This window comes from Pseudomonas jessenii (assembly GCF_002236115.1).
GTDB lineage: Bacteria > Pseudomonadota > Gammaproteobacteria > Pseudomonadales > Pseudomonadaceae > Aquipseudomonas > Aquipseudomonas jessenii.
Map to the genome: position 1 here is coordinate 728,327 of NZ_NIWT01000001.1, position 21,964 is coordinate 750,290.

17 protein-coding genes are annotated in these 21,964 nt (G+C 60.6%); 4 read left to right on the forward strand and 13 right to left on the reverse strand.

Annotation, left to right across the window (positions count from 1 at the left end; all coding sequences use genetic code 11):
- Positions 1–220 precede the first annotated feature (220 nt).
- The 4 genes from PSJE_RS03355 (at position 221) to PSJE_RS03370 (ending at position 4,124) form a co-directional block, all read left to right on the forward strand.
- A complete protein-coding gene (locus tag PSJE_RS03355) occupies positions 221–553 on the forward strand; it encodes a hypothetical protein (RefSeq protein ID WP_090455108.1) in 333 nt (110 codons plus the stop codon).
- 127 nt (positions 554–680) lie between these two features.
- Positions 681–1,694, forward strand: a complete 1,014-nt coding sequence (locus PSJE_RS03360; protein ID WP_057714907.1) for a helix-turn-helix domain-containing protein — start codon at positions 681–683, stop codon at positions 1,692–1,694.
- 263 nt (positions 1,695–1,957) lie between these two features.
- Positions 1,958–3,553, forward strand: coding sequence for an EAL domain-containing protein (locus PSJE_RS03365; RefSeq protein WP_090455107.1), 1,596 nt, complete (start codon positions 1,958–1,960; stop codon positions 3,551–3,553).
- Positions 3,554–3,623: 70 nt separating this feature from the next.
- A complete protein-coding gene (locus PSJE_RS03370) occupies positions 3,624–4,124 on the forward strand; it encodes an outer membrane beta-barrel protein (RefSeq protein ID WP_057714909.1) in 501 nt (166 codons plus the stop codon).
- An 86-nt stretch (positions 4,125–4,210) separates the two neighbouring features.
- On the opposite strand, the gene PSJE_RS03375 is transcribed toward PSJE_RS03370, so the two are convergent.
- The 13 genes from PSJE_RS03375 to PSJE_RS03435 all read right to left on the reverse strand — a co-directional run bounded on the left by PSJE_RS03375 (position 4,211) and on the right by PSJE_RS03435 (position 21,684).
- Positions 4,211–5,827 carry a mechanosensitive ion channel family protein gene (locus PSJE_RS03375; RefSeq protein WP_090455106.1) on the reverse strand — a complete coding sequence of 539 codons (1,617 nt, stop codon included), beginning with the start codon at positions 5,825–5,827 and terminating at the stop codon, positions 4,211–4,213.
- A 288-nt stretch (positions 5,828–6,115) separates the two neighbouring features.
- The gene (locus tag PSJE_RS03380) at positions 6,116–6,571 is read right to left on the reverse strand and encodes a YMGG-like glycine zipper-containing protein (RefSeq protein ID WP_090455105.1); all 456 of its coding nucleotides are present in this window, start codon (positions 6,569–6,571) and stop codon (positions 6,116–6,118) included.
- Positions 6,572–7,336: 765 nt separating this feature from the next.
- The gene (locus tag PSJE_RS03385) at positions 7,337–8,047 is read right to left on the reverse strand and encodes an NAD(P)H-dependent oxidoreductase (RefSeq protein WP_090455104.1); all 711 of its coding nucleotides are present in this window, start codon (positions 8,045–8,047) and stop codon (positions 7,337–7,339) included.
- A gap of 9 nt (positions 8,048–8,056) precedes the next feature.
- Complete coding sequence (locus PSJE_RS03390) at positions 8,057–9,703, reverse strand: ABC transporter ATP-binding protein (RefSeq protein WP_090455103.1); 1,647 nt, start codon at positions 9,701–9,703, stop codon at positions 8,057–8,059.
- Positions 9,704–9,705: 2 nt separating this feature from the next.
- A complete protein-coding gene (locus PSJE_RS03395; RefSeq protein WP_090455102.1) occupies positions 9,706–10,533 on the reverse strand; it encodes an ABC transporter permease in 828 nt (275 codons plus the stop codon).
- Between the two features lie 3 nt (positions 10,534–10,536).
- Complete coding sequence (locus PSJE_RS03400; protein WP_057714915.1) at positions 10,537–11,496, reverse strand: ABC transporter permease; 960 nt, start codon at positions 11,494–11,496, stop codon at positions 10,537–10,539.
- A 135-nt stretch (positions 11,497–11,631) separates the two neighbouring features.
- Positions 11,632–13,233, reverse strand: coding sequence for an ABC transporter substrate-binding protein (locus PSJE_RS03405; RefSeq protein ID WP_090455101.1), 1,602 nt, complete (start codon positions 13,231–13,233; stop codon positions 11,632–11,634).
- A gap of 99 nt (positions 13,234–13,332) precedes the next feature.
- On the reverse strand, positions 13,333–14,748 hold the full coding sequence (locus PSJE_RS03410) for an aldehyde dehydrogenase family protein (protein ID WP_090455100.1): 1,416 nt from the start codon (positions 14,746–14,748) through the stop codon (positions 13,333–13,335).
- Entirely contained in the window at positions 14,741–15,931 is a 1,191-nt protein-coding gene (locus PSJE_RS03415; RefSeq protein WP_090455099.1) for a pyridoxal phosphate-dependent aminotransferase, read from the reverse strand. The genes PSJE_RS03410 and PSJE_RS03415 overlap by 8 nt, the downstream gene beginning before the upstream one ends.
- Before the next feature lie 24 nt (positions 15,932–15,955).
- Positions 15,956–17,563, reverse strand: a complete 1,608-nt coding sequence (locus tag PSJE_RS03420; protein WP_090457867.1) for a 5-guanidino-2-oxopentanoate decarboxylase — start codon at positions 17,561–17,563, stop codon at positions 15,956–15,958.
- 10 nt (positions 17,564–17,573) lie between these two features.
- Complete coding sequence (locus tag PSJE_RS03425) at positions 17,574–19,673, reverse strand: acetate--CoA ligase family protein (RefSeq protein WP_090455098.1); 2,100 nt, start codon at positions 19,671–19,673, stop codon at positions 17,574–17,576.
- 18 nt (positions 19,674–19,691) lie between these two features.
- Positions 19,692–20,852 carry an acyl-CoA dehydrogenase family protein gene (locus PSJE_RS03430; RefSeq protein ID WP_090455097.1) on the reverse strand — a complete coding sequence of 387 codons (1,161 nt, stop codon included), beginning with the start codon at positions 20,850–20,852 and terminating at the stop codon, positions 19,692–19,694.
- Positions 20,853–20,892: 40 nt separating this feature from the next.
- Positions 20,893–21,684, reverse strand: coding sequence for an enoyl-CoA hydratase/isomerase family protein (locus PSJE_RS03435; protein WP_090455096.1), 792 nt, complete (start codon positions 21,682–21,684; stop codon positions 20,893–20,895).
- Positions 21,685–21,964 lie beyond the last annotated feature (280 nt).

Genomic DNA, 21,964 nt, shown 5'->3' on the forward strand with positions numbered 1-21,964 from the left:
CCCCACCACAAAGTGACACAGGCATGAGCTACGCCAGTTCGCTCATACTTCTATGAGGGGCGGGCAAACGCTGACTGGCCTCTTCTGACGACCTGACAAATATGAGTTATTGACTTTGGCAGGCACCATCGAAGTGAGATTATTTGCAGCCCAAGTCGTGGCAGAGATGCAGCTGACATTCTGCGCTGCCTGAATAAACTGTTAATAAGGAATCGCCTCGATGCTACTGAAAAACTTCGTCACCGTGTCGTTTGGTTTATTGCTTTCTCTCAAGGCCATGGCCGACGACAAGGGTGTCTACAGTGCAAAATTGACGAGTGTCGAAACCAACAAAAAGGCCCCAACTACTGTGAAAACTGGCTATCAGGTAAAAAACGGTTATCGTATTGACGACTTTTACGCCTTTACAGCAGCAGCCATTGATCCGATGAAACCCCAATCGCAGATCTTCAGTTCGAAAATCGATCCGCGCAGCGTTCAACACATGGACGACTCACCGTTGGACAGCAAGTACGCATTTTCGGCGGAACTGGAACTGATCCGGGGACTCTGAAAACCCGTTCAAAGCCAATGACAATGGGGTCGATCTCACCGACAGCGAGAACGCCCAATCGCGCATCTTCTCCATGACTGCCCGTCAGGCTTGACCCTTATCATTTAACAGATGAGCCTTCAATTTCATGAGTATCGCACCGCCCGACGAGATCTTTCATTTGTCCTCTGCCTTGCCGAGCCAACTGAATAGAACAATAGGCAAATGGGAAATGAGCCTTATTCCGACCGAGCATGAAGCGCGCATTCGGCAACACAAACTCTTTCACAGTCCGCAACTGCAGTGCAGTCGCCTTGAGTTCGACTCATCCGTGACGCTGGTCAGTTCTGTCCCTGCCGGATTCGTGACATTCGCCATCTCCCAGGCACCGATTGGCCGACCCGTCGTAAACAATCAAAAACTACGGCCTGACGAAGTCATCGTACTGCACAGTGATGAATCGGTGCATTACACCTGCGAACCGAATGAAACACTTTTCACCATCACCACGACACTGGAAAACTATGAGCGGTGCCGCCAACATCACTCTGTCATAGATATCCTTGCAAACAGAACACAACACCGCTTCCAGGCTGAAAACTTTCAATTCATACAATCGGCCATTCAAGCCATCAGCGCGTGCTGTGTCGACATCAACGACGCTGCTTCAGCACAGCGCAGCGAAACAGAAGGTTCGACGATTGAAAGTGCGGTACTCGCTTCTCTGTTGCAATCGTTGACGCCCGCTGGCCGCTTCATCCGCAAAGTCCCGACAAGAAGAAAGGTGGCGATACAAGCCATACAGTACATCCATGAAAACACAAAAAAAACGCTCACTATAAAATCGCTGGTAAGGCAACTGGAAACCACCACTCGCACTTTGCATTTTGGCTTTATTGAAACGTTCGGGATATCGCCAATCGCTTATATCAGAAACTTGAGGCTCGCAAGCGCCCGTCGCGATCTGATCAATAAAACGTGGCCTACCGTCACAGAAACCGCGATGTTTTGGAATTTTCACCATCTGGGCCGGTTTTCCAAGGCCTATCAACTGGCTTACGGAGAGACGCCGTCGGAAACGGCCAAGCGCAACTCGGCCAGGCCAAGGAACACGACCTCATCTGTTTACAACCAGGTCGTCGGGGATAGAAATTATCGTTAACAGGCGTTTATCAAAGCCCCGAAAATGATGATTAATGATTTCCCTTGATTAACCACAAGTTTCCACAATTGCTTATTTGCCTACTCAAGGAGATAAGCATGCAACATCGAATAAACACACTGCCACTCAAGCAGAAAATCGCACTGTGTCTTACCGTCTATGCCAGCGGCATCTTGTTGGCTTGGGTAATTGACTGGTACTGAAGTCGCTTAATCCGTGACTACAGAAAGCACAGCGAATTAATGATACCTCGGAGTTTTTCGATGGTTGCCGCATATAAAGCGTTACTTGGAAGGCACGCAGTCACTGTATGTCTGATTGCTGCAACAGGTTGGGCCGCATGGTTCTGTGCTGGAGGGCTGGCGGATCAATTCGTTGCACGGAAGTTGAATAATGTTTATGCCGATCTGCGTGCTGCTCAAGTGGAGCCCAATGCGCAGATCGACAAAGTACTGGAAACCCTCGGCGATCTCGATCGCTCGGGTCAGGAATGCTCCGTAGAGCAATACTCACAACTGGCTGACCTGGTCAAGAACCTGCGATTTGTTGATCAAGCGGCAATCCAGTTGCCCAATGGCAAGATCTGTTCCTCCAACGGACAAGCACCTCCCTCGATACTGGCCGATAGCGACAAGCGCAAGTTTTCCGTTGGAAAGCGAACCTACTGGGTGGATGCTGGCCACACGGTTTCCGCGGACACCGATTTTATCATTGTGTCGGAACAGTCAACCTACGTCTGGGCAAACAAGAAGCTCCTGCTCGACAACTTGAAGTTTCCCAAGGACCTGCAACTGGACCTCATCGGCCCCGGCGGCGCAGTGCCCATTGCCTCTACGGGCCACAAACCGCTGGCGATGCAGAAACCGTTCCACCTGGAAGAACTGGTTACCTCGGCAGACAAGGTCCTCATCGCCTTTGCGGGCAACCGAAATGAACTGATCTCGGTCATTTCTCTTCCGTTGAGCTACCTGACGAGTCTCAAATTCAAATTATTCATTGGCCTTGTGTGCGTGTTCGCAGCGCTGTTTTTGCTCGCATGGTGTGTCAAACGGCATTACACCTCTACCGCCGTACGGCTTCGCAATGCCCTGAAAGCCAACAGGCTGGATGTTCACTACCAGCCTATCGTCAACCTGACGACGGGCTATCTGGTGGGCGCTGAATCACTTTCTCGCTGGAACGACAACGGCACCCAAGTGCCTGCGGATGTTTTCATTGCGGTGGCGGAAAAATCCGACTTGATCCGCATACTTACGCGTTCAGTGATTCGACAAGTGGCGGAGGATTACAGCACCTACCTTTGGGCGTGCAAGGACTTCTACATTACGGTCAATCTTTGCGCCCAGGATATTCAGGACCCAAGTTTTCCAGACTATGTGGCCAGCGTGCTGGCAACCTACAACATGCCAGTGTCCGCCATGGCTTTTGAAATCACCGAAAGGACCCTGATCGATCAGAAGCCTGCCGCCCTGCAATTGCGACGGCTTCGTGCGTGCGGACATCGCATTGCCGTGGACGACTTCGGTATCGGCTATTCCAACCTCTCGCTCCTCGATTCAGTGCCTTTCGACATTCTGAAATTAGATCGCTCATTCATCGCCGACGACAAGATCGCGGCCAAGGATGCCTTGTGGCGCCACATTGCCCAGTTGGCCAGGTCGCTGAGACTCAAGGTCGTGGCCGAAGGTGTCGAGACTCAGGAGCAACTGCCGCATCTGGTCTCGGAGGGGGTTCTATTGGCACAAGGCTGGTTGTTCTCCAAAGCGCTGCCAATTCAAGCATTGGCAAGACGCTACTTTCAATGTCCGGAAAACATCCCGCCTTACGACTCAAAAATATCAATCAATGATTTTTATTAACCCTTCATGGCCCCTCAAATGCTCGCCGAACCCTAACACCAGACAAACCTGAACAAGGACTCCACCACCCATGCTACTTCGAAACCTTGGCTTCGCTTCACTGCTATCGCTGCTGTCTTTTCAGGCGCTCGCTGATGACAAAGGTTTATATCTTGGAGCTGGCGTAAGCAGCATACAGACCGACGAATCCAGATTGGACGACGACGACACCAGCTACAAGGTTTATGCCGGGTATCGCGTCAATAGCTACCTGGCCTTCGAGGGGGCCTACGTCGACCTGGGTCAATTCAAGGACAAGAATGTCGATTTCGATGGTAAATCGGCTCAGGCTGCGGCCCATGTCGGCTTTCCGCTGGGCGATCGGTTGCGGGTATTCGGCAGTGTCGGTGCTCACGCCTGGGACGCCGACGGCAATGCCACCGACGACGATACCGGGGTTGACCTGACCTACGGCGTCGGCGTCGAGTTCGATGTCTTTCGCAACATCGGCCTGCGCGCTGAATACGAAGTTCTGGAGGTCGGAGAGATCGACCTGAATCAGACGACTGCATCCGCCTATATGCTTTTCTGACACCGCTACAACTGAGCGGCCTCCCCCGGGTCGCTCATCGCCCCCTGCACAATGCTCGTCCTCGCTCTACCTATCCCACCCTGCCATTACTTCAACGTTTCCTTCGACTCCTGCGCAGGCGCCATGTACCACTTGTCCCTGGGCACCCATTTCTCTTGTTGCGGATCGCCCAGATAGTGCGGCGACATGATCTGCACACCGTACTCGTTGAACACGTCCTGGATGTTGGCGTGCAGCATGCTTAACAGCACGGCGCGCGGTCGAGGCTGGCTGGGTATGGCCTGGGCCACCAGCCGGTATTCCGGGTAGAAGTCCGACAATGCCGTCTGGAACACCTGCGGCGGTGGGGTTTCGAGGACGCCGGGCGTGCGTCTGGCGGCTTCCAGCAACATCCCTTCGACCTGCCGCCAGGGGGTGTCATAGCCAATGGTGACCACGGTGTCGACCACATAACCGGGGCCTTGTACAACCCGTGAGTAGTTCTTGGTGACCGTACCGGTGATCATCGAGTTGGGCAGGGTCAGCACTTCGCCCAGGCCGGTACGAATGCTCGTGGTGAACATGCCCAGCTCAGTGACCGTCCCTTCGTGCTCGCCGATGCGCACGAACTCACCGGGACGCAGGGTTCGGGTGTACGTCAGGATCAATCCGGCCGCCGCCTGCCCGACGACGCTGGAAGCACCCAGGGAGATCATCAGGCCGACCAGCACCGACAAGCCTTTGAACGCATCGGTACCCGCACCCGGCAAGTAGGGATAAGCCATGGCCAGGGCAAACAACCAGATCGCCAGCGAAGTCAGGCGCTGAGTCGGTTTCAGGGTTTCGTGGTTCAGCCAGTTGAAGGTGCCGGGCGTGGCCATGCGCCGCAGTATCCGGCGAGAGAACGCTGTCGCGCCACGGGCAATGAAAAAGATCGCCAGCGCCACGCCGAGCCCGGGGATGGCCCCTAGAATCCCTTGCAGCAAATAGTCGGCGACTTCCAGCAGATAGTTGTTAAGGCTTTCACCCCAAGGCCGGGTATAGGGAAACCGCGACAGGACAAACCCCAACCACTCGTAAGAGAGCAGCAGCACGATGACCCAGCGCAGCAACTCCAGCACGCGGCTGACCAATGGATACAGGAAGTTGGCGTCGATCAGCGGAACCTTTCCGACTTTCAGCGCCTGGGTGTGCCGATGCATCAGTTCAGGCAGTTTCTGCAGCACTCTGCGCCGCAGGTACGACATGCCGAACAGCAGCGCGATGTAAATGCCGGTGGCCAGCAACGCAGCGACGACGGAACGCAGGATCAACTGCAGGCTACGGGCTTCCCGGGTTTCGGCCACGACCTGGCGCAGCCTGTCGGCCGCGGCTTCGGCGGCCAGTTGCACCGAGTCGAATTCGGTCTCGTCGAAATCCTTGGGCGAAACGATAAAAGCACGGCGAGAACCCAACAGCACCATGTAGCTTTTCATGATCGGGTCGAGGGTGACTTTGAGGTCGTCGGCGTCATCCAGCGCCTCACCGATCACCGCTTTCGCCCGTTTGACCCGCGAGGCCGGGGCTTCACCGAGGATGGTCGCGCGAAACACCATGATGCTGCGGTTGGCCACTTTCAATTCAACGGGAGCATCGACCACTTTCGGGGCGTCTTCAGCCCACAGTTGCACCGACCAAAACATCCCGAAAACAGTAAACAATACAGCGAGCAGCCTGCTCCGCATGTGTCAGATCCTTACGTCACGAAATTCAAATCCAGAGTACGTATCGCAGCGTAGTTCACCGATGAACGGTTGTCAGATTTGAGCTACAGGCCGTTTCCTTATCCGTCTGTTTTCTTGAAACAGCGAGCTCAAGCCCCGGAATTTGTGCTCTCGACCGAATTCTTGAAACACTGAAGATCCCTGTGGGAGCGAGCCTGCTCGCGATAGCGATGGGTCAGACACCGGGATGTTGAATGTGCCGCCGCCATCGCGAGCAAGCTCGCTCCCACAGTTTGTTCCATACCTGATTCAAGGATTGACCTGATAACCCTTGCCTTGCAAACAGCTGGTGTAAGCCGTCGTGGTGTTCGCCTGCGTGGTTTTCGATTGCTCCCGGCGTTCCTGGCGCTGACGTGAAGCACCGACCACGGCGCCGGCCGCCGCCGTCTCCTTGGCGCGGTTCTGGCGATAGTCCTGTTTCCTGTCATCGTCGACACGATCATAAGCTTCGTCATGCTGATTGCCGCGCACCTGGGCCCCGACCGCGCCAGCGGCGGCCCCGGCAGCAGCACCCTTGATCCTCCCGCCGGAAGGCGTGGAAGCCGTCGAGGCGCTCTGGCTGGCGGCGATGCTGTTGCATTCGTTGATGTCGGCCTGGGTTTGTTGCGAACTTTGCCCTTTCATCGGCACCACCGATTGCGCCCATCCCGGGGCACTCAAAATCGACAATGCGATACATAGGCTGACCGATGAAAATCGTTTCATGATGACCTCCGACAGGCTTGCCACAACGGGCAAGCCTTTGGGTCGACTGGCGGGCGGCAAGCGGCGCCATGCGTCGCCTGCCGATCGGGTGGAGTAACTGAAAAGTGTAGTTCAACGGCCCCGCACAGAAGGACTTCCGAACAAACGGTGGACGTTGTGTAGGAGCGAGCCTGCTCGCGATGGCGGTGTATCAGGCACATAAATGTCGAATGTACGGCCGATATCGCGAGCAGGCTCGCTCCTGCAGGTCTATTGGTGATCTGCGGATGTGCGGTTACTCAGCCGGATCGAGCCGATCCAGCGCCCGATTCACTGCCAATACCAAACGAGGGGTGGTGGCGATACGCAGGTTGGTAGACCGGCCCAGGAACCCGGCGCATCCGAAGACGCCCTACGCATGACCACCATTAAGCAGAGACAAAATACTCTGCAAAGCGTGGTGCTCTGCGCCTGGATAACCGGGCTACCAAACCCCATCGCTGTTGTTTTCCAGCGACCGGCAAATGATAGAACCCGGCTCCAAGACGCACAAGCCGGCGGATTCTGGCGTAGCTGTAGGCAATGACGCAAGCCGTCGTAGCTTGCTGGAAGTAACGCTGACAGCCGTTAAACAGATCCGGAACAGCAGGCTGCAGAATACCTGGCACACACCAAAAACCTGTGGGAGCGAGCTTGCTCGCGATGGCGGTGGCTCAGTCAACATAGATGTTGAAGCTGATGTCCTCATCGCGAGCAAGCTCGCTCCCACAGGGTTTAGGGTGTTAATCAGGCATTGGTTGTCAGCGGATGGAGTTGTTCATCGAACTGCGACAGTTTCGGAAACACCAGCGGCTGATCATCGCTCAGATGCTGCAGTCGCTGCCCGTAATCCACCAGAAACTGCTGGCGCGCCTCGTCACTGATGTACGGCACATGCCAGGCCACGAACGGCTCCAGCACATCAAAACCAACATAAGCCAGGGTGCCACGCAGGATCGGCCGCAGCATGTCCTCCAGCGGACCGTGAATCGCACCTTCGCCGAACATGTGTTCACGCCCGCCCAGGGTCACGGTCACCAGCGCTTTCTTGCCGGCCAGGCCGCCCTGATCGTAGAAACGCTTGCCGCCATAGCAGATGCCCGACACCAGCACCCGGTCGATCCAGCCCTTGAGCATGGCCGGGGTGGAGAACCAGAAGATCGGGAAGTTGAGGATCAGCAGGTCGGCCCACAGCAGTTTGTCCAGCTCAGCCTGGATATCCGCCGCCAGCGACTGGCTCTTCACGCCCAGGCGTTGCTCCAGGGCGTAGACCAGGTATTCGGGGTTTTCCCGATTCGAGAAGTCCGCGTCGCTGGCCACCGGGTTCCAGTTCATTTTGTACAGGTCGCTGACCTGCACTTCGTGGCCCTGGGCTTCAAGCGTGGCGACAGCCTGGTCCCGCAGGGCGGCGGTGAAGGATTGCGGCTCCGGGTGAGCGTGGACGATCAGTACTTTCATGGTGGTTCCTTAGACTTGTTCCAGCGTATCGGTTGAAGGTGTGGAAGCGCGCGTGGCCAGCAACCGGTCGAGCCAGTCGGGGTCCATTTGCGGTTCGGAAGAAAACAGCAGCCCGGTGTAGTCCTGATGCGGCGGGGTGAAGATCTGGCTGCGCGAGCCGTGGTCCACCACCCTGCCCCGTTGCATCACCAATACCTCATCGGCGATCGCCCGCACAGTAGCAACATCGTGGGTGATGAACAGATAGCCGACACCCAGTTGCTGCTGGATGCGGTTGAGCAATTTCAGTACGCCTTCAGCCACCAGTTGGTCGAGGGCCGAGGTCACTTCATCGCAGATGATCAGTTGCGGTTCGGCCGCCAGGGCCCTGGCGATGCAGATGCGTTGCTTCTGCCCGCCGGACAGCTCCCGGGGCTGACGATCCATGAATGTCGCGGGGTCGAGTTCGATCATCTCCAGCAGTTCGGCAACCCGGGCGCGCATGGCTTTACCCTTGAGGCCCAGATAAAACGTCAGCGGCCGGCCGATGATGTCGACGATGCGCTGACGCGGATTCAACGCGGTGTCGGGGATCTGGTAGATCATCTGGATGCGCCGCAGTTGCTCCTTGCTGCGCTGGCGAAAGTCCGCCGGCAAGGGTTCGCCGTCGTACAGCACCTGGCCGTAAGTTGGTGGCAGCAATCCGGTGATCAACCGCGCGGTGGAGCTTTTGCCACTGCCAGACTCGCCGATCACCGCCAGGGTCTGACCACGGTAGAGCTTGAGGGAAACGTCGTGCAGCACCGGTTGCTGGCCATAACTGGCGCAACTGTTGCGCAGTTCCAACAGCGGTTGTTCCTGCTGCGGACAGGCCTTGGGTTCGGTGCGAAAACTGCGCACCGCCCACAACGACTTGGTGTAGTCCTCCTGCGGGTCACCGAGCATCTGCCGGGTTTCGGCCTCTTCCACCAGCTTGCCGTGACGCAGCACCATGATGCGGTCGGCCATCTGCGCCACCACCGCCAGGTCGTGGCTGATGTAGATCGCCGCGCTGCCATAGGTCGCAACCGCGTCACGAATGGCTGCCAGCACCTCGATCTGGGTGGTGACGTCCAGCGCGGTGGTCGGTTCGTCGAAGATGATCAGGTCCGGATGGCAGGCCATCGCCATGGCGGTCATGACCCGCTGCAACTGGCCGCCGGAGACCTGATGCGGATAGCGCTGGCCGATGGTTTCGGGATTGGGCAAGCGCAGTACCCGGTACAACTCCACCGCCTCGCGCATGGCCTGCTCGCGGCTCATGCCGCCGTTTTTCACAGCGGTTTCGACGTGCTGGTCGATCAGGCGATGGGCCGGGTTGAACGAGGCTGCCGCGCTCTGTGCCACATAGGCAATACGCAGCCCCCGCAGTTTACGCAAGGCTTCAGGCTTGGCGGAGAGCAAGTCGATGCCGTCGAAGTGCACCGAGCCACCGGTGATCCGGCAGCCGTCGCGGGTGTAGCCCATGGCCGACAGGCCGAGGGTCGACTTGCCCGCGCCGGACTCGCCGATCAGCCCCAGCACCTCGCCCCGTTGCAGGGTCAGGTCGATGCCCTTGATCAGCGGATGCCAGGCATCTTCGTAATGCCCTTCGATGTGCAGGTTGCGGATTTCCAGCAGAGGTTTTGAGGTCGTCATGTTCAGCATTCCTTGAGGCCGCTGGATTTGTGCAGCATCCAGTCGACGACGAAATTGACGCTGATTGTGATCAAGGCCACGGCCAGGGCGGGCAGCAACGGGCTGATGTCGCCAAAGGTGATCAGCACCGCGTTGTCGCGCACCATGCTGCCCCAGTCGGCGGTGGGCGGCTGGATGCCCAGGCCGAGGAACGACAGCGCACTGATGAACAGGAACACGAAGCAGAAACGCAGGCCGAACTCGGCAATCAGCGGTGCCGCCGCGTTCGGCAACACCTCGCGGGTCACCAGCCACCACAGGCCTTCACCGCGCAGGCGTGCGGCTTCGACGAAATCCTGGACCACCACGTTCATCGCCACAGCACGAGACAGCCGAAACACCCGGGTCGCATCCAGCAGCGCAATCACCAGCACCAGCGACGTCGCCGTGGTGCCGACCACGCTGAGAATCAGCAAGGCAAAGATCAGTTGCGGAATGGCCATCAGGATGTCCACCACCCGGGACAATCCCTGGTCGACCCAACCACCCTTGATCGCCGCGATCAAGCCGCTCAAGCCGCCGAGCAGAAACGCCAGGACGGTGGTGAGGAAGGCTATGCCCAGGGTGTTGCGCGCGCCATAGACCAGGCGACTGAACATGTCGCGCCCCAGGTTATCGGTGCCCAACAGGAACTGCCCGCCCCAGGGGGCGAAGCCCTCGCCCACCACCTGGGTTTCGCCGAACGGTGCCAATACCGGCGCGAACACCGCCACCAGCACGTACAGCAGGATCATCAACAAACCGAACTTGGCGCTCAGGGGCGCCTGCCACACTTGTTTTAACAGGCTCATGGTCTACCCCTTCGGATGCATCAGGCGTGGGTTGCTGGCAATCGACAGCACATCGGCACTGGTGTTGAGCAGGATGTAGGTCGCGGCGAAGATCAGGCTGCAGGCCTGCACCACCGGGATGTCACGCTTGGCCACCGAGTCCACCAGCAACTGGCCGAGCCCCGGATAGACAAACACCACTTCGACCACCACCACGCCAACCACCAGGTACGCGAGGTTCAGCGCCACCACGTTGACGATGGGGGCCAGGGCATTTGGCAAGGCGTGACGGAAGATGATCCGCGACTGGCTGATGCCCTTGAGCCGGGCCATTTCGATGTAGGGGCTGGCCAGCAGGTTGATCAAGGATGCGCGGGTCATGCGCATCATCTGCGCGATGACCACCAGGCTCAGGGTCGCCACCGGCAACACCGAACGCTCCAGTACCGTGCCCAATGAGGCGTCCGGCGCGAGGTTGGAAATGCTCGGGAACCAGTTGAGCTTCACCGCGAACACCAGGATCAGGATGTAGGCGACGAAAAACTCGGGGAACGACACCGCGCTCAGCGCCGAGGTGTTGAGCAAACGGTCGAACCAGCTGTTGCGGTACAACGCCGCGAGCATCCCCAGCAGCAAAGCCAGCGGCACCGACACCAGCGCTGCCAGCAATGCGAGGCTGAAGGTGTTGCCCAAACGCGTACCCACCAGTTCGGCGATCGGCCGCTGGTTGGCCAGCGACACACCGAGATCACCGTGCAGCAACTGCCAGATCCAATGGCCAAAGCGGGACAATGGCGGCAGGTCCAGCCCCAGTTGCGCGCGGTAGGCGGCCACGGTTTCCGGAGTGGCCGACTGGCCCAGCATGGCCTGGGCGATATCGCCCGGGAGCATGCCGACGGCCAGGAAAATAATCACTGAGACGGCGAACAGCGAGAGCAGGCCTAGCGCCAGACGCTGCCCCAACAGCTTGAAAATACTTCTCATCGTGCAGTTCCTCAATACAGATAGCAGCCCCTGTAGGAGCGAGCTTGCTCGCGAAAAACCCGAAGACACCGAGGTGAATCAGGTTTCCCGCATTACCGTTGGCCTCCATCGCGAGCAAGCTCGCTCCTACAGTGCCTACGCCTGCCACCACCGCTCGATCACCCGCAGGCCATCCAGCTCGCCATAGGGCGCGGTCTGCCCGCCGTGAACCACACGGTTGGAACGCGCCGCCACGGAACTGGCGAACAACGGCACGATCGCCCCGCCCTCGTCCCGGCACAGCGCCTGCATTTCGTTGTACATCTCGCGGCGCAGCGGGTCGTTCATTTCGCCGCGAGCGGCGTTGAGCAGTTGATTGAAGCGCGGGTTGTCCCAGTGGGTTTCGTTCCACGCCGCGCCCTTGGCGTAACCGATGCTGAACATGCGGTCGGCGGTCAGGCTGCTGTACCAGAACGAAGTGGTGAACGGTTGCTTCATCCATACGTTGGAGAAGAAGCCGTCCGCCGGTTCGCGCACCACGTCGATGTCGATCCCGGCGGCGCGAGCCTGTTCCTTGAACAGCACCGAAGCATCTACGGCGCCGGTATAGGCAGCGTCGGAGGCTTGCAGGCGAACCTTGAGCGAATCCAGACCGGCCTTTTTCAGGTAGAAGCGCGACTTGTCCGGGTCGTAGGTGCGCTGCTCCAGCGCAGTGTTGATGAAGCGGCTGCCAGGCTGGATCGGATGGTCGTTGCCCACCAGGCCATAGCCATGCAGCACCGAAGCCAGCAGGGTTTCGCGGTTGATCGCGTGCTTCATCGCCAGGCGCACGTCGTTGTTCTGGAACACCTGGCTGTCGGTGAGCATCGGGAAGGTGTAGTGCTGGGCGCCTTTGGTTTCTTCGATGACCAGGTTCGGGTTGCGCTTGAGCAGCGCGACGGTTTTCAGATCGACCTTGTTGATCACATCCACTTGCCCGGTGACCAGCGCATTGACCCGCGCCGCGCCGTCGGCGATGGCGATCAATTCGGCACTGGCGAAGTGTGCCCGACCCGGTTTCCAGTAATCGGGGCTGCGTTCCAGGGTCATGCGCACGCCCGGCTCGAAGTCCTTGAGGCGATAGCCACCGGTGCCGGCGCCGGCCTGCCAGTCCGCCGCGCCATCCTTGCTCGGCATGATCGCCAGGTGGTAATCGGCGACCACATACGAGAAGTCGGCGTTGCCCGAGTGCAGTTCGAACACCACGCTGTCGCTGCCGTTGGCGCTGACCTTGGCCACGTCACCCAGCACGGTCTTGGCCGCCGAGGTGGATTTCTCGCCGAGGTGGTGCTGGATCGAAGCGACCACGTCGTCGGCGGTCAGGGTCTTGCCGTTGTGGAAGGTCACGCCCTGACGGATTTTGAAGGTCCAGATGCGCGCGTCCGGGGTCGAGGTCCAGCTTTCTGCCAGCTCGGGGATGGCCGTGCCGTCGACGGCAATTTCGGTCAGGGTGTTATAGACCGCCGAGAAGCCGACGAAGGTGAAGGTGTCCGCCCAGGAGCCCGGATCCTTGGAGTCCGTGGTGCTGCCTCCGGCCAGGCCCAGACGCAGTACACCGCCGGGTTTTGGCGTGGCCTCCCCGGCAAGGGCGCCAAACGGCAGCCCCATGGAGAACGCCCCGGCCACCGCTGCGGCAGCGGCGCTGTACTTGAGGAAGTCTCTACGCGGAAAACTGAATTCATGGTTCGCTTGAGTAATCTTGTTTTTGTTATCGCTCATTGCATTGCCCCTGATCAAAAAGCTAATGAATTACCGGTTCAAAACCACGCAAGACACCGGGCCATGGCCCGGTGCATACAACGTTTGAATCGCCAACCGTCACACCTGGATCGCCTTCACTTCGACGAACTCGTTCAGCCCCTCCTCACCCCATTCGCGACCGTTACCCGACTGTTTGTAGCCACCGAACGGCGCCTGATAATTGAATGCGGCACCGTTGAGGAAGCACTGACCGGCGCGTAGCTGACGCCCCAGTTGCAAGGCACGCTCGGCACTGCCGGCCCAGACGCCGCTGGACAGGCCGAACGGCGAGTCGTTGGCGATCTGGATCGCTTGCGCCTCATCGGCGTAGGGAATCAGGCATAGCACCGGGCCGAAGATTTCTTCCTGGGCAATGCGCATGCGGTTGTCGACATCGGCGAACAGTGTCGGGCTGACATAGAACCCGCGCTCGAACGTCGTTGGCGTGTCACCGCCGCACAGCAGTCGTGCGCCTTCCTGTTGGCCGACCTTGATGTAATCGAGCACAGTGCGTTTTTGCCCGGCCGAGCACATCGGGCCGAGGAAGCTTTGCGGGTCGAGGGGATCGCCCATGCGCAGGCTCAACGTTTCCGCCAGCGCCAGTTCGACGGCCTCCGCGTAGCGGCTGGCCGGCAGCAGCATGCGGGTCAGCGCGGTGCAGGTTTGGCCGGAGTTGATCATCACGTCTTGCACGCCGTAGCGCACCGCCGCTGCCAGATCGGCATCCTCGGCGATCAGCAACGGCGACTTGCCGCCCAGTTCCAGGCACACGCGCTTGACTGAAGGTGCCGCCGCTTGCGCGACCCGCACCCCGGCACCGGTGGAGCCGGTAAACGACACCATGTCCACGTCCGGGTGTTTGGCCAGCGCTTCGCCGACTTTCGAGCCCGGACCGCTGACCAGGTTGAACACCCCGGCAGGCAGGCCGATGTCCTCGATCATCTGCGCCAGCAGGAAGGCATGCAGCGGGGTTTCCTGACTCGGCTTGACCACCACCGTGCAACCGGCGGCCAGTGCCGGGGCGAGTTTGCCGATCAACTGGTGCAGCGGGTAATTCCACGGATTGATGAACGCGCAGACACCCACGGCCTCGCGGATCACCAGTGAGTTGCCGACTTCGCGCACCTCGTCCATGAGATGCGCCAGTTCGACGTACTGCTCAAGGCCAGTGATCGGCCCGTCGACCTGCACCGAGCGGCACCATTGCACCGGCATGCCCAGTTCCGTTGTGATGACCGCGGCCATCTCATCGGCACGATTGCGCAGTTGATCGGCCAGTGCACGGATATAACCGGCACGCACGCTGGACGGCGTGCGCGACCATGAAGCGAAGGCCCGGCGAGCCGACGCCACGGCGTTTTCAACATCGAGTTCATCACCCAGCGGAACGCTGCCGCAGACTTCCTCGGTGGCCGGGTTGATCACCTCGGCGATGCCCCGCCCCGACGGGGTTTGCCAGCGGCCATCAATGAACAGTGTCTTGTGATTAAGCATGAACCTGGGCCTCCATCAATTCCTGGGCACAACGGGCAATGCGCTGGCAGGCATCGCGCAGCGGTTCGGCACCGACCACCAGACCGAGGCGAATGTGCCCCGCCGCGCTCGGACCAAAGGCCTCGCCCGCCAGGACCGACACGCCGTGGCGATCCAGCAGACGGTCGGCAAACGCCTGGGCGCTGAGCCCGGTCTGACGGATATCGAGCATCACGAACATTCCGCCATCGGGTTTCAACGCCCGCACGCCGGGGCAATCGGCCAGGCTGTCGCACACCAGATCGCGACGCTGGCGATAGGCTTCGCGCATGGCTTCGAGTTCCGGCAGGTTGCTTTCCAGGGCCACCACGGCGGCGTCCTGAATGAAATCCGGCGAGCCGTAGAGCATGCACAACGCGAGGTTTTCCAGGTGCGCGGCCAAAGATGGCGGCGCCACCACCCAGCCGACGCGCCAACCGGTCATGGCGTGGGATTTCGACAGGCTGTTGAGGGTCGCGGTGCGCTCGGCCATGCCCGGCAGACTCGCCGGGCTGACGTGTTCGCCTTCGAACAGCAGTTCGCTGTAGACCTCATCGGAAATCAGCCACAGGTCGTGGGCGATGCACAATTCAGCCAAAGCCGTCCATGTACTGCGCGGCAAACTGGCGCCGGACGGGTTGTGCGGGCTGTTCAGTGCCAGTGCCCGGGTGCGTGGCGTGATGCGCGCGGCGACATCTTCGGGCAACACGCGAAAGCCGTTTTCCGAGCGTACGGGCACCGGCACCACCACGGCACCGCAAGCACCGAATACCGCTTCGTAGGTGACGTACATGGGCTCGGCGACGATCACTTCGTCACCCGGATTGAGTACGCATTGGGCCACGCTGAACAGCGCACATTGCGCCCCGGCCAGTACGGTGACCTGATCGGCCGAAACGCTTTGGCCGCTGCGTTGTTGATGACGCCTGGCAATGGCCTCGCGCAGGGCACGCTTGCCGCGCACCTCGGCATAGTGCGTGTTGCCGTTTAGCAGGCTATCGATGGCACCCTGCACGATGGGCTGTGGCGTGTCGAAATCCGGGTCGCCCACGGACAACAGCAGAATGTCTTCACCCTGTTCGCGCAGTGCCAGGGCGCGGTAGTGAATGTCCCACGCGGCGGCGCCGTCACCGGCGATACGTTGAGTCAGATCGGAAAAGCGCATGGCTTCATCCCCTTAAAATGCAGATCAATGCGCACAGGCATGCTTGAGTTCGATCAGGGTCACGCCGCTGCGCTTGAAGCCATGGCGCAAGTCGGTCTGCAACTCGGCGAGGCTTTGCGGCTGGGTCACGGTGCAGCCGAACGCACGCGCGAGGGCGGCGAAATCCGGGTTGCGCGGCAATACGCCGATGGGCTCGATGTCCAGGCCGAGCATGTCGTCGCGGATCTGCCCCAGCGCATCGTTGTTCCACAGCAGCACCACCAGCGGGCTGTCCAGTTCTTCCACGGCGGTGGCCAGTTCCTGGGCGGTGTAGAGGAAACCACCGTCGCCCACCAGCACCAGCCCAGGCCGCTGCGGCGCACCGAATTTGGCGCCGATCCCGGCCGGCAGGCCATATCCCAAGGTGCCGTAGCCGGTCGGGTGCAACCAACTGCGAATGGCGAGGCTGTCGAAGGCATAGTTGCCGGTATAGGCCAGTTGGGTCATGTCGGTGCTGATGAAGGCGTTTTCCGGCAGCTCCGCCGCAATGCGATCCAGAATCGCCTGATGGATCGACTGCAACGGGCCATGGCTGGCCTTGACCGCTTCACGCAGTGCGGCGACCGAGGCAATCGCAGCGCTGGCCTCGCGCACGTCGGTTGGCAGGCGCTCAAGCAAGCCACTGAGGGTTTGTTGCGCATCGCCATGCAACGCCACCGCGCAGGGGTAGAAGTCGTTGAATTTGCGTGGGTCGATGTCGACGCGCAGCAGTTCGCCATTGAGTGACAGGCGTTCGCGCCAGAAGTCGGTGTCGGCCATTTCGGTGCCGACCGCCAGCACCACGTCGGCCTCGGCGATCAGGTTCCAGCCCGGCTCCACACACAGGGATGAGCCGGCGTTGAGCGGCGCGTCCGGCGGCAGCAGGCCTTTACCGGCGACGCTGGTGAACAGTGGCGAGGCCAGTCGGGTGCTGATTTCTTGCAGCTCAGAGGTGGCATTCAAGGCGCCACCACCGGCAATGATCATTGGTCGCTTGGCAGCGTTGAGTTTCGCCACGGCTTGATCAATTGCGGTGGTCGATGCCGGGCCACGACCTGGACGACGCACCACCTCATTGCTCCAGTCACGGGCAATCGGCGCCGACAACACGTCCAGCGGCACCGAGATGTGCACCGGGCGCGGGCGCTCGCTGTCGAACACTGCGTAGGCACGGGCGATCAGTTCCGGCAGGTCTTCGGCAGTCAGTGCCACGGCCGAGAACGCAGTGATCGGCGCGGTCATTGCGCGCTGGTCCTGGCACTCGTGCAGACTGCCCCAACCCTTGCCCAGGCTGGCGCTGTGGTTGACGCTGGAAATCACCAGCATCGGAATCGAGTCGGCGTAGGCCTGGCCGATGCCGGTGGCGGCGTTGGTCACGCCGGGGCCGGTGATGACGAAGCACACGCCGGGTTTGCCGCTGACCCGGGCGTAGCCGTCGGCCATGAAACTGGCGCCCTGCTCATGACGAGTCAGCACATGACGGATGCCGCTGCCGGGCAAGCCGCGATACAGCTCCAGGGTGTGTACGCCGGGAATGCCGAACACGGTATCGACGCCGTAGTTGGCCAACAGGCGCACCAGGGCCTGGCCACCGGTCAATGTTTTGCTTTGCATGTTCATGTCCTCACTCGTGGCCGAAGCGAATCAACGCATCGACCGCAGTCGTGCCTTGGGCACTGACCAACAATGGGTTCACATCGAGTTCCAGCAACTGCGCGGCGTTTTCGCAGGCGTAATCGGCCACGGCGCGGATCGCGGCCACCAGGGCGTCGAGATCTGCGGACTCACGACCACGGAAACCTTGCAGTAGCGGTGCGCTGCGCAGACTGAGCAAGGCATTGCGGATCGCGCCGTCGGTGGTCGGCAGCAACAGACTGCGACTGTCCTTGAGCAACTCCACCAGAATGCCGCCGGCACCGATCACCAGGGCGAGGCCGAAATCGTTTTCGCGCTTGATGCCGACAATCAGCTCAGCCAGTGGCGGCTTGGCCATGGGTTCGAGCAACAGCTGATCGAACACGACGCCCGGGGCGTAAGCGGCAATGCTGGTGCGCATCTTCTCCAGGGCAGCGCTCAATGCCGCGCCATCCTTGAGGTTCAGCGCCACGGCACCGGCCTCGGTCTTGTGTGGCAGTTGAGCGCTGACCGCTTTGAGTACCAGCGGATAACCCAGGGTTTCTGCGTCCCTCAGCGCCTTGTCCGGCGTGCTCAATTTGCCGTTGGGCGTCGGCAGGCCAAAGGCTTTTAACGCCTGTTTGGAATCCCATTCATTGAGCAAGCGTCCCTCGCCTTCCAGCGCCTGCGGGCACAACGGCACCAGCGCCGATTCCCCCAGCGCCAGCAAGGCATGGCGATTGCGCTGATAACCGGCGATGCGGCCCCACGCGGCCAACCCGTCTTCAACGCCCTGCAAGGCTGCGACGCCTTGGGCGTGCAGACGTTCACGGGCATGGGCCGGCAGCAATTCAGGGAAGGCCGAGGTGACAAAGCCGGTCTTGCCGTGACGTTGCAGTGCCGCGCAGTACAACTCCAGCAGCAGGTCGCATTCCTTGCGCTCGCCGGTGAACTCCGACGGATAGTCGAGCACCAGCATCGCCGCGTCGGCTTCGGTGCGCAGCGCGCTGTCGAGCATGCGGTTCAAGGCTTCGCCGTCGCCCCAGATCGCCGTGGTGAAATCCAGCGGGTTGACCAGGTTGGCGTAGGTCGGCAGCACTTGCGCGAGTTCGCCGACCTGCCCTTGGTCGAGTTTCGGCAGGCCCAGGTCGTTGCGTTCGGCGTAGTCGGCAATCAACCCGGCGTCGCCACCGGAACAGGCCAGCGCAATCAGGCTGTTGCCCGCAGGCAGATTGCCGCAGGCCGCGGCTTTGAGGGTTTCGACAAAACTCACCGGGCCGCTGACGCGAATCACCCCGAGACGGTCGAACAGCGCGTCATACAGCGCATCGGAGCCGGACAGCGAACTGGTGTGACTCAAGGCCAGTTCGGCACCGATCTGCGACACGCCGGTTTTCAGGGCGATGATCGGAATGCCCTTCTCCAGCGCCTTGTGCGCAGCGCGGGCAAAACCCGGCACATTCTTCAGGCCTTCCAGATGCAGGCCGATGGCGGTGACTCGAGGTTCGTCGAGCAACACGTCCATCAGTTCAGCCACGCCCAGTTGCGCCTGATTGCCCACCGAGGCCATGTAGGCCACCGGCAACGAGCGGTCGCTCATGGACAGGTTGTAGGCGAAATTGCCGCTCTGAGTCAGCACCGCCACACCCTTCTCAACTGCCTTGCCGCCGTGGGCCACCGGCCACAGAGCGGAGCTGTGCAGGTAGTCGAGCAGGCCGTAGCAGTTGGGGCCGAGCAAGGCCATGTCGCCAGCGGCCTTGAGCAGTTGCTGTTGCAGGGCCTGGCCTTCGGCACCGGTCTCGGCGAAGCCGGAGGCGTAGCAGATCGCGCCGCCTGCGCCGATGGCGGCCAGTTCGGCCACGCAAGTCAGGGTCAACTCACGGTTGGTCGCAATAAATACCGCGTCCGGGCCGCAAGGCAGCTCGGCAACGCTGCGCACGCAAGGAACGCCTTCGAGGCTGTCGTGCTGCGGATTGACCAGCCACATTTGCCCTTGGTAGCCGCCTTCGGCACAGCGCTTGAGGGCGCGCGCCATGCTGCGGCCGCCGACGAACGCCACGTGTTGCGGCGCGAGCATGCGTTTGAGGTTGTCACGAATGGTTTGGGACATGGGAGTTCTCCGGGCCGATCAGCGCAGCAGCGGCCGCAGCAGCTCGCGGGAAATGATGTGGCGCTGGATTTCCGAAGTGCCTTCCCAGATCCGTTCGATCCGCGCGTTGCGCCAGATGCGCTCCACCGGACCTTCGTCCATCAGGCCCATGCCACCAAAGATCTGCACTGCCTCGTCGGCCGCGCGACCCAGCACTTCACTGGCGAACAGCTTGGCCATGCCGGCCTCGCCATCGGTCATGGTGCCCTGGTCCATTTTCCAGGCGGTGTGCAGGGTCAGCAGTTCCGCGGCGCGGATTTGCGTGGCCATGTCCGCCAGCTTGAAAGACACGCCTTGATAGGTGCCGATCGGCTGGCCGAATTGCTTGCGGTCCGCCGCCCATTGCAAGGACACGTCCAGTGCGCGCTGGGCCTGACCGACACAGTTGGCCGCGACCATCACGCGCCCGGCGGTCAGCCAGGCGTTGGCCACGTCCCAACCCTTGCCGACTTCGCCCAGCACTTTGCTGGCCGGTACGCGGCAATCGTCGAAGAACATTTCGAAGGTGTGATAGCCGCGGTTGCTCACGCACTTCGGCCCACGGCGGATGGTCATGCCCGGAGTGTTGCGGTCGACCAGGAACGAAGTCACGGCGTTGCGCTTCTTGCCGTTGTGCTCGTAGGTGTCGGTCACGGCGAAGACGATGGCGAAATCGGCATGGCCGGCGTGGCTGATGAAGTGCTTGCTGCCGTTGAGAATGAAGTCGTCGCCTTCACGCACGGCGCGGGTCTTGATCGCATTGGCGTCGGAGCCGGCACCCGGCTCGGTCAAGGCGAAGCAGTCGATTTTTTCGCCCTGGATGCACGGCAACAGGTAGTCGTTGATCTGCTCGCCCTTGCAAGCCATGAGGATTTTCGACGGCCGTGCGACAAACACGTGCAGCGCCCAGGACACCTTGGACAGCTCTCGCTCGATCAGCGCCTGGGACAGGTAGTCCAGACCGCCACCACCCACTTCTTCGGGCATGTTGAAGGCGTAGAAACCTGCCGCGATGGCCTTGCCGCGAATCTGCGCTGCCAGTTCCGGGGAAACCTCGTCGGCGCGGTCGACTTGCTCTTCATAGGGCAGCAGTTCCTTCTCGACGAAGCTGCGTACCGAGTCCACCAACATTTCTTGTTCTTGGGTCAGTTGGAAATTCATGGTGCTACCTGTTGTTCGTGTTCTGGGAGATGGAGAGGAATCAACGACCGATGAAGCGTGCCGGGCGTTTTTCCATGGCGGCACGCAGGGCTTCGTTGCCGTCTTCGCTGCGACCGCACAACAGGCCGGCGGCCAGTTCGGCCTGCAGTTGTTCGGCCAGGCTGCGTTCGGCGCCTTCACGCATGAGTTTCTTCGTCTGGGCGAAGGCAAAGGTCGGGCCAGCGGCCAGGCGTGCGGCCAGTTCGCTGGTAACCGTCAGCAATTGATCGTCGGCACAGACATCGCCGACCAGACCGGCGTCGAGGGCACGGTCGGCGCCCCACAATTCGTCCAGAAACAGCAGACGCTTGGCCTGTTCGCTGCCGATCAGGCGCGGCAAGTGCCAACTGGCGCCGGCGTCCGGCGAGTACGCCATGCTGGTGTAGCCGGCCTTGAAACGTGCCGATTGCCCGGCGATGCGCAGGTCGCAGCACAGGGTCAGGTCCATCCCGGCGCCGACGGCGGTGCCGTTGATGGCGGCGATGGTCGGTTTTTCCAGGCTGTGCAGGCGAGTCATCAGGGCGTGGGCGGTTTCGGTCCAGCCGTAGGTTTCCAACGCACCCCGGGCTTCGGCATCGGCCCATTCATCAAGGTCCGCGCCGGCGCAGAAGCTGCGGCCGCTACCGGTGAGCACCACCACGCGCACCGCTGGATCGGCGTTGAAACCGTCGAGCAAGCCGTGCAGGTTTTTCAGCGTCGGAATGTCCAGCGCATTGCGCTGGGCAGTGCGATTGAGGGTGATCCAGGCAACGCCTGCTTTGACCTGACTGAGCAGCGACGATTGAGTGGTCATGGGAATCCTCGAATTATTGTAATGGGTCTGAGGTGATGCGACTTGAGGCCATACTAAACGAGTGTTCAGTAAGGCGGCAATCGGCGGGGAAATGGGCTGTAACAAGCTCAATAGATAGTTAAATTATTGTTTTTATTGAGTTATTTGTTGATTGGCGAGCGTGAGCCGTTGGTACTGTTACAACTTCGAACAACTGGCGACAGGACGTCAGTCGCAGATCTTTTGCCCACCACAAACCAATGTGGGAGCGAGCTTGCTCGCGATGACGGCGTCAAATTCA

What these genes read in the sequence shown, in the direction of transcription:
- PSJE_RS03355 (WP_090455108.1), top strand. Translation starts at nt 221, where the DNA reads ATGCTACTGAAAAACTTCGTCACCGTGTCGTTTGGTTTATTGCTTTCT.
- PSJE_RS03360 (WP_057714907.1), top strand. Translation starts at nt 681, where the DNA reads ATGAGTATCGCACCGCCCGACGAGATCTTTCATTTGTCCTCTGCCTTG.
- PSJE_RS03365 (WP_090455107.1), top strand. Translation starts at nt 1,958, where the DNA reads ATGGTTGCCGCATATAAAGCGTTACTTGGAAGGCACGCAGTCACTGTA.
- PSJE_RS03370 (WP_057714909.1), top strand. Translation starts at nt 3,624, where the DNA reads ATGCTACTTCGAAACCTTGGCTTCGCTTCACTGCTATCGCTGCTGTCT.
- PSJE_RS03375 (WP_090455106.1), bottom strand. Translation starts at nt 5,827, where the DNA reads ATGCGGAGCAGGCTGCTCGCTGTATTGTTTACTGTTTTCGGGATGTTT.
- PSJE_RS03380 (WP_090455105.1), bottom strand. Translation starts at nt 6,571, where the DNA reads ATGAAACGATTTTCATCGGTCAGCCTATGTATCGCATTGTCGATTTTG.
- PSJE_RS03385 (WP_090455104.1), bottom strand. Translation starts at nt 8,047, where the DNA reads ATGAAAGTACTGATCGTCCACGCTCACCCGGAGCCGCAATCCTTCACC.
- PSJE_RS03390 (WP_090455103.1), bottom strand. Translation starts at nt 9,703, where the DNA reads ATGACGACCTCAAAACCTCTGCTGGAAATCCGCAACCTGCACATCGAA.
- PSJE_RS03395 (WP_090455102.1), bottom strand. Translation starts at nt 10,533, where the DNA reads ATGAGCCTGTTAAAACAAGTGTGGCAGGCGCCCCTGAGCGCCAAGTTC.
- PSJE_RS03400 (WP_057714915.1), bottom strand. Translation starts at nt 11,496, where the DNA reads ATGAGAAGTATTTTCAAGCTGTTGGGGCAGCGTCTGGCGCTAGGCCTG.
- PSJE_RS03405 (WP_090455101.1), bottom strand. Translation starts at nt 13,233, where the DNA reads ATGAGCGATAACAAAAACAAGATTACTCAAGCGAACCATGAATTCAGT.
- PSJE_RS03410 (WP_090455100.1), bottom strand. Translation starts at nt 14,748, where the DNA reads ATGCTTAATCACAAGACACTGTTCATTGATGGCCGCTGGCAAACCCCG.
- PSJE_RS03415 (WP_090455099.1), bottom strand. Translation starts at nt 15,931, where the DNA reads ATGCGCTTTTCCGATCTGACTCAACGTATCGCCGGTGACGGCGCCGCC.
- PSJE_RS03420 (WP_090457867.1), bottom strand. Translation starts at nt 17,563, where the DNA reads ATGCAAAGCAAAACATTGACCGGTGGCCAGGCCCTGGTGCGCCTGTTG.
- PSJE_RS03425 (WP_090455098.1), bottom strand. Translation starts at nt 19,673, where the DNA reads ATGTCCCAAACCATTCGTGACAACCTCAAACGCATGCTCGCGCCGCAA.
- PSJE_RS03430 (WP_090455097.1), bottom strand. Translation starts at nt 20,852, where the DNA reads ATGAATTTCCAACTGACCCAAGAACAAGAAATGTTGGTGGACTCGGTA.
- PSJE_RS03435 (WP_090455096.1), bottom strand. Translation starts at nt 21,684, where the DNA reads ATGACCACTCAATCGTCGCTGCTCAGTCAGGTCAAAGCAGGCGTTGCC.